This window comes from Pontibacter sp. HJ8 (assembly GCF_054824225.1).
In genome coordinates this window covers 1-7,262 of sequence record NZ_JSYF01000093.1, presented here as the reverse complement: position 1 = coordinate 7,262, position 7,262 = coordinate 1, and the positions used below count along the sequence as shown (strand labels likewise).

9 protein-coding genes are annotated in these 7,262 nt (G+C 51.7%); 5 read left to right on the top strand and 4 right to left on the bottom strand.

The window, feature by feature from the left end; genetic code table 11:
- On the top strand, nt 1–1,100 hold a 1,100-nt coding region (locus tag OB13_RS05655), incomplete at its 5' end, for an App1 family protein (protein WP_461489178.1).
- A gap of 64 nt (nt 1,101–1,164) precedes the next feature.
- Here OB13_RS05655 and OB13_RS05650 read toward each other — a convergent pair.
- Together OB13_RS05650 and mtgA are read right to left on the bottom strand one after the other, a co-directional pair.
- On the bottom strand, nt 1,165–1,662 hold the full coding sequence (locus tag OB13_RS05650) for a YybH family protein (RefSeq protein ID WP_461489177.1): 498 nt from the start codon (nt 1,660–1,662) through the stop codon (nt 1,165–1,167).
- On the bottom strand, nt 1,646–2,383 hold the full coding sequence (gene mtgA / locus OB13_RS05645; RefSeq protein ID WP_461489176.1) for a monofunctional biosynthetic peptidoglycan transglycosylase: 738 nt from the start codon (nt 2,381–2,383) through the stop codon (nt 1,646–1,648). Before mtgA ends, OB13_RS05650 begins: the two co-directional genes overlap by 17 nt.
- Before the next feature lie 193 nt (nt 2,384–2,576).
- Between mtgA and OB13_RS05640 the strand changes: the two genes are divergently transcribed.
- Nucleotides 2,577–3,212 carry an LON peptidase substrate-binding domain-containing protein gene (locus tag OB13_RS05640; protein ID WP_461489175.1) on the top strand — a complete coding sequence of 212 codons (636 nt, stop codon included), beginning with the start codon at nt 2,577–2,579 and terminating at the stop codon, nt 3,210–3,212.
- A 7-nt stretch (nt 3,213–3,219) separates the two neighbouring features.
- Nucleotides 3,220–4,440 carry a metallophosphoesterase gene (locus tag OB13_RS05635; RefSeq protein ID WP_461489174.1) on the top strand — a complete coding sequence of 407 codons (1,221 nt, stop codon included), beginning with the start codon at nt 3,220–3,222 and terminating at the stop codon, nt 4,438–4,440.
- Here the strand turns inward: OB13_RS05635 and OB13_RS05630 are convergent, their stop codons facing one another.
- A complete protein-coding gene (locus OB13_RS05630; RefSeq protein ID WP_461489173.1) occupies nt 4,441–5,358 on the bottom strand; it encodes a diacylglycerol/lipid kinase family protein in 918 nt (305 codons plus the stop codon).
- An 85-nt stretch (nt 5,359–5,443) separates the two neighbouring features.
- Between OB13_RS05630 and OB13_RS05625 the strand changes: the two genes are divergently transcribed.
- Nucleotides 5,444–5,662, top strand: a complete 219-nt coding sequence (locus tag OB13_RS05625; protein ID WP_461489172.1) for a hypothetical protein — start codon at nt 5,444–5,446, stop codon at nt 5,660–5,662.
- A 182-nt stretch (nt 5,663–5,844) separates the two neighbouring features.
- On the opposite strand, the gene OB13_RS05620 is transcribed toward OB13_RS05625, so the two are convergent.
- Nucleotides 5,845–6,654: a M48 family metalloprotease gene (locus OB13_RS05620; protein ID WP_461489171.1), complete on the bottom strand. Its 810-nt coding sequence runs from the start codon at nt 6,652–6,654 to the stop codon at nt 5,845–5,847.
- A gap of 374 nt (nt 6,655–7,028) precedes the next feature.
- Between OB13_RS05620 and OB13_RS05615 the strand changes: the two genes are divergently transcribed.
- A complete protein-coding gene (locus OB13_RS05615) occupies nt 7,029–7,220 on the top strand; it encodes a hypothetical protein (protein ID WP_461489170.1) in 192 nt (63 codons plus the stop codon).
- Nucleotides 7,221–7,262 lie beyond the last annotated feature (42 nt).

The window sequence follows — 7,262 nt, the reverse complement described above, 5'->3', positions numbered from 1 at the left end:
TCGACATGCTTTCCTTTCAGCTGAGGCGCAAGCTCAACCTGTTTGGCCCTTTGCACATTATGACATACCGCAGCTACGGCACCCCTACCCGCCTCTATGTGAAAGGACGCGTGCTGGTAGACAAAGGCATCACCCTGTCGGAGGCGGATGATACGCTGTGGGAAAACCTGATGAACATGTACCGGCGCTTTAACAGCAATGAGATACCGGGCGCGCGGATACAGCTCTGCCTCGAAAACCAGGAGCATGAAATCATAACCGATGCTGAAGGCTATTTTGTGCTGAACCTGGCGCCGGAGAAGCCCCTGGTACTGGAAGATATCTGGCATACCATTGAAGTCAAACTGATCGAAGCGCCTGTTGCTTTTGAAGGAGAGGTGACGGCAAAGGCGCACGTGCTGGTACCGCCGCCTGATGCCGAGTACGGCATCATCAGCGACATCGACGATACCATCGTACGAACCGGGGCTACGGACCTGCTGCAGACAGGCCGCAATGTGCTGCTCAACAATGCCCACTCCCGTATACCTTTCCACGGCGTTTCGTCTTTCTACAAATCCCTGCAACTGGGGCGCAACGGCAAGCGCAACAATCCTTTCTTTTATGTATCCAGCAGCCCCTGGAACACCTACGATCTGCTGTATCACTTCCTGGAACTGAACGAAATTCCGCAGGGTCCGCTCCTGCTGCGCGATTTTGGAATAGACGAATCCAAACTAGGCTCTTCCGACCACATGAGCCATAAGTATAAGGAGATCGAGAACATCCTCATCACCTATCCGAACCTGAACTTCATCCTGATCGGTGACAGCGGGCAGCAGGATGCCGAGATCTACAGTAAGATCGTGCAGAATCATCCCAGCCGGATCATGGCCATCTACATCCGGGATGTGAACATCGAAAAGCACACCACCAAGGTGGTCACCATATTCGATGAACTCAAGCAGTCGGGGAAAGTGGAAATGGTACTGGTAAAACAGACACTGGAGGCGGCCGAGCATGCGGCCAAATGCGGCTACATCTTCACCGAAGAACTACCGGAGATCGCTAAGGAAACAAAAATTGACGCCGCAGGAGATAAGGGAGTTAAGAGTTTATAGTTCTGAGTCTCGAGTTCTGAGTTTTTTTTTAACTCATGACTCAGAACTCGAGACTCAGAACTCTTTAACTAGAGTGGTCTGCAATGATCTTCCAGCCTTCGGTGAAATGCTTTAAAATGATCGAGAAGTGGCCCTGCAGGTCGCCGAGGTTTGCTTCCCGCTGCAGATGCCATTTGCCTACGACCAGCATGGTTCCGGAAGAAAGCGGGCGGAACTCTTTCAGATCAAAGGTCAGTTTCCCCATCGCTGAGGTATCCGGGTAACTTTTCTTGTAATTGTCAAGGGTCTTCTGCCAGCCGTAGGTCAGGCCGTTCTTGCCTACGAACAGCAAGGAATCTGACTTCCAGTAATCCTCCATAAAACACTCCAGGTTGCCCTGGCTCCAGCACTCGGACTGCGCCTTCAGAACCTCTCTTATTTGTTGCTCGGCAGCAGCTGCATCGGGAGCGGCGTGCTCCGTTTGGGTATGCATTTCCTGGCGTTCTTCGTTTTGCTTGCAGGAGCCCAACAGCAGCAGCGCGCCGGCGGCGAGCAGCAAGTTGAAATCAGTTCGTTTCTTCATTCTCCGGAAGTATGGTTTTGATGTAGATTGTTCCGCCCAACCGGCCCATTGCCCTCGCTATACGCACGCGGCGGCCCAGCACGTAAGGAGTCGGTCTGGCAGCAGAAAAGCGGATCGGGTTAGGCAACACAGCTGCGAGCAGCGCTGCCTGTTGCCGTCCCACATCCGCAGCAGATTTATGAAAGTACTTCTGAGCAGCCGCCTCAACGCCAAAAACGCCATCGCCCATCTCCGCTATGTTCAGGTATACCTCCAGTATGCGCTGTTTCCCCCACAGGGTTTCGATCAGAAATGTAAAGTAAGCCTCCACGGCCTTGCGCAGGTAGCTGCGCCCGTGCCACAGGAATACGTTTTTGGCCACTTGCTGGCTGATCGTACTGCCGCCCCTGATCTTGTTGCCCTTCTGGTTGCGCTTAAAAGCGTCAGCGATCGCATTGTAGTCAAAGCCAGCATGCTCCAGGAAAAGCTGATCTTCGGACGCCACCACGGCCAGGGGCAGCTGCTCCGACATTTCCTCGATTGAGACATAGGTATAGCGGATAGCAGGATTTTCTTTGCCCGCTGCACCAGCCTCGGCGCGGCGCTGTATCATGTGCAGGGTAACCGGCGGGGCCACCCATCTGTATACCAGCACCCACACGATACTCAGCAGAAAGAGGCTCAACACCAGCTTAATTGTAAGAAGCTTGAACTGTCTAAGTCCCAGCTGTTTCTTCTTCATCAGGATCACGCTAAAATAAGGTGCGCAAAGCTACATCTTTTGCTCTATATTTCCAGTACCTGCCCGGCTTCCTGCCGCTATACCTTAACACTCGCAGTAACATGCCCGTAATCACAAAGGAATGCGCAGCAGATGTAGCTGCCCCTTAGCTCACATGGAAAGTTTGCCGTTCATATTCTTAAGCTGAATTCTTATGCAAAAGTACCTGCCTCTCTTCCCGCTGAATATTGTAGTCTTTCCGGGCGAGAAGCTGAACCTGCATATATTTGAGCAGCGCTACAAGCAGCTCGTCCGGGATTGTGTTGAGGAGAAGCGTACGTTCGGTATACCTCCCTATATCGACGAGCATATCAGTACACTTGGCACAGAACTTCGCATCCTGCAGGTCGAGAAGAAGTATGCCAGCGGTGAAATGGACATCCGCACGGAAGGATTGAAAGTTTTTGAAATCATACAATTCAATAAACAAGCCCCCGGCAAACTTTACGCAGGCGGGCAGGTTAATGAACTGGACAATCTGGAGGATGAAGACATCGTGGTGAAGATGAGTATAGAGGAGAAAATGAAGCAGCTTTTTGAGATGCTGGGCATCGGGGATTTTTTACTCGACCTGCCGGAAAACTATACCTCGTTTGACATTGCCCACCACCTCGGACTGAATACCGAACAGGAATATACGCTGCTGCAGATCCGGAGCGAGGCGGCCAGGCAGGAGATCATCCTGCAGCACCTCGAGCAGGTGTTGCCGATCGTAGCTGAAACCGAAAAGCTGAAAGAGCGCGTGAAGCAAAACGGTCACTTTAAAAACCTGACACCGCCCAACTTTTAAGAAACACATGCTGGTATACTTTCTCATCATCTTTACTGTTCTCTTCACAGCTTTTGCCTTGTTCAGTTACTGGCAGGAGCGCAAATACCGCAACAAGCCTTACTATAAACTGGCCGATGTGGGTTGGCGCAAGTGCCTTCCCGGGCCAGAGGCGCAACTGGTACACAGCATCGCTTTCCTGGGAGACATTGGAGCCGCCGCCATCGACGGAACCGATCCTGTACTCAAACTCGTGCAGGAGTGGCAGCGCGGGGCCGGTGCCAGTGGCAGCATGTTGTTCCTGGGCGATAACCTATACCCGGTCGGGCTGCCGGCAGAGAGTAACCGGCACTACGCAGCAGCAAAAGAGCGGCTGGACCACCTGATCGGTATCGTAAAATCTTATGCCGGCAGGGGCATCTTCCTGAGCGGTAACCATGACTGGAACAAAGGGCGGAAACGGGGATTGGAGTATGTGTTGCGCCAGCAAAACTACGTGGTAGAGGCACTGCAGGACGAGAGCAGCTACCTGCCCCGCAACGGGTGCCCGGGGCCAGACGTAATCCAACTGGCAGAAGGCTTGCTGTTGGTCATCATCAACACCCAGTGGTGGGTGCAGCGCGGCGAGAAGCCCATGGGACCTGCGCAGGGTTGTCCCTATGAGGACATCGAGGACTTCTTTCTGCATCTGAACAAAATATTGCGCCACAACCGGCATCAGCGCATCGTGGTAGCCGCGCATCATCCCCTGTACAGCAATGCCCTCCATGGCGGCAAGTTCACGATCAAGCAGCACATTTTTCCGTTGACCGCCGCCCACAAGCGCATTTACATTCCGTTGCCTATTTTTGGGTCCCTCTACCCGTTCTACCGCCAGTTCTTTGGCGCTTACGAAGACATGTCGCACCGCAAGTACAGGAAAATGCGCAAGCGCCTGCTCCGCATTTTCCACCAGTACAGCAACATTGTGTATGTGGCGGGGCACGATCATAACCTGCAGCATTTCGAGTCGCGTCATAACCACTACATCGTCAGCGGATCTGGCAGCAAAACATCTTTTGTAAAGAAAGGCGGCAAAGCTACTTTTACGCTGGAACAGAAAGGCTTTTTTGTCCTGAATTACTACAGTACCGGGGAGCTGTGGATCGAAGCTGTGGCAGCTTCTGCTAACGAAGCCGGAGCGGTGCCCGGTTCGGTGATCTTCCGGAAAGAGCTGCATCCGGTGCTACAGCCTGCAGAGAGGGTATAACTAGGAGCTGGCCGTTTGAGCTTCGGGTACCGGTAAGATGACCTTCAGGCTACGGGAGTGCATAGTCACCTGGATTACCTGCCCCAGTTCAACGAACTCCCCGTCCACGTGCGTCACTTCGTTGTCCACGTTGTAAATTGTGGCTTTTCGGCAACTGATCCGGCGGGTATAGATGGAGCTGTCGATGTTGTCGGTATACATCTTGTAGAGTATGCCCAGTCCGGCTGCCTTCGGAAAAGGCTCGATCAGGCAAATCTCAAAACGCCCGTCATTCATCACCCCGTTGGGATTGATAGCGGCATTGCTTCCGAAGGCATTGGCATTGGCTATGGTTACCATAAAAGCCTGCCCCTCAAAATTCTCGGTATCGGTTTCGATGCGGTAGAACTTGGGCTCATAGTTCAGGAATTCCTGCAAAGCGATCCAGGTATAGGCACCGGGCCCGCGGCGGTCTCCTTCGCAAAATTTCTTCACGACAAGCGCATTGAAACCCAGGTCGCTCAGGTGAATGGACGGATGCCCGTTCAGGTCGATGGTATCGATGTTGCGGATGACGTGGGAGTGAATAAGCTCCAGCGCCTCCTCTGTGTCCTGGGGTATGTTCAGGTCTTTCGACAGGCCGTTACCGGACCCGAGCGGAATGATACCCAGCGGGGTTTTGGTCCCGATCAGCAACGAAGCCACTTCGCTCACGGTGCCGTCACCGCCTACGGCAAAAACAGCATCAAACTTATTGTCCTGGATCAAGGCACCGATTTTGGCATGGTCCTCCTCTCCTGTTGTTCTGTATACCTCACAGCTCAACTGGTTCTCCTGGCAAATGGTGAGGATCTCTTCCTCCAGATCTTCCTTGTCGATGTCACCTGCTATGGGATTGATGACAAAAAGCAGTTTGCGGAGCTTGTTAACTTCTTTCATGGGTGGTTAAATCCGGGCCTGAGCTTCTAGCCTCTGATACGCAAAACAGCCGGTAAGGTAGTCTGTAAAAAAGAAAAACTAACCCTTGCACAGGATTAGTTTTTCTAACGTGTTGCCAGTTGGCCCGTTGTCCTCTTACTTGTTTGAGGACTTCGATCCGGAAGATTTTGATCCGGATGATTTATTAGTGCCAGATGATTTAGACGATGCATCGGAAGCGCCACTGCTTTTAGAAGTAGTAGACTTGTTTGCATCTGTCTTGCCAGTTGTCGAAGAAGACTTAGACTCTCCTTTCGAGCCATGATTTTTAGTTGGCATAAATATCTCTGTTTGTTTTCTATAGTACACATTCTGCGTCATGTAGAACACCCAGGAAGATGCAGGGTGCAACGGAGCGTAAAAGCAAAACAACAACTTGTAATTGCTTCTCCTCCTTATACATACAGTTTTGGTTTAAGTTGTACAATTTTGTCAGAAATACCAAAATCAGGGAGTTAAGCCCGACGGTAGTCCCTGCGGGTATTCCTGCTGTATGGCGTTTTCGATCTCGGCCACCCGGTTGCCGGGATTGGGGTGTGTCTGTGCAAATTCAGGACCGCTGGAGCCGCCACTAGCCTGCTCCAGTATGCGCATCACTTCAATCATGGCGCGCGGGTCGTAACCAGATTCTCCGGTTAGCCGCACGGCCAGCCTATCCGACTCCAGTTCATCCTCCCGACCATAGCGCATGTTCAGCAGTTTGCCGATCATGGCTGCTGCGATGGCGCCGGTCTGTGAGGCAGGGTTATTGGGATCATAGGTAGCGATGGCAGCGGCACCGGTCAGGCCCTGGGTCAGTTTTGCTTTGGCCAGTTGCTGGGCAGAATGCCTGCCGACCACATGCCCGATTTCATGCCCAAGCACGCCTGCCAGCTGGCCTTCGGTACTGAGCTTGCTCAACAATCCGGCGGTGATGAAGATCTGGCCTCCCGGCAGGGCAAAGGCATTTACTGTCTGCTCATCTGCCAGCAGGTGAAAATCAAAGGTATAGGGCGTTTCCCCTACGTTGGTATTGCCCACGATACGCTGCCCTACTTCCTTTACTTTTTCGGCAGCCTGCTTATCCGGGTGAAGGCCGCCATACTGGGACGCCATCTCGGGGGCAGCCTGCAGCCCCAGCGCTATTTCCTGCTCCACGGTCATGTCTACGTTTTGCATTTCGCCTGTAAACTCATTTTCCTGCCGGTTGCACCAGTAAGTAACCAGGGAAGCGGCCGCAATCAGAAGGGCAGCAATAAACTTTATCAATACTCTCATCAATACCTTTTTTTAGCTTGAGTAACACGATACGCCGCTTTCCGATTCTACTGTAACCAGCTTGGGGCAGGTATACGGCTGCTCCTCGGAAAATCAGGGCATAATCATATACTTTTATAGTGGAAAAAGGTATATAGAAGTAGACAGGAAAATAAGAGGGAAGCTATACAACAGCCCTACCGCCTGCCAGGCTGTACCTGATTGGCTTGCGTAAAATAAGGTATAGCAAAGGAGCCAGCTGTATGAAAGCTGCAGACGATCAGTGCTTAAGGGGAATATAGAAAGATCAAGAAATAGCTATCTATTCTATAGGAATTCCGTAATACACTAAAAAAACTGCCAAGACAGTATAACCTAAAACGAGAACTATGAATATGAAACGTACATTCGGTGCCATACTGACCATACTGGGTATAGTAGGCATCATTTGGGGTGCATATGCTTTTGTAATGGGAGGAGATGGCGTGGCAATTGGCAAATTTACAGCAGCAGTGCCTTTTGTTGTCGGCCTGATCTTCTTTTTTGCAGGCATCAATCTGGTCAAAACCACAAAGGACCAGACGTAATCTGAAGTAGCATACACGATAAAAAAGAAAGCCAGGCAGATC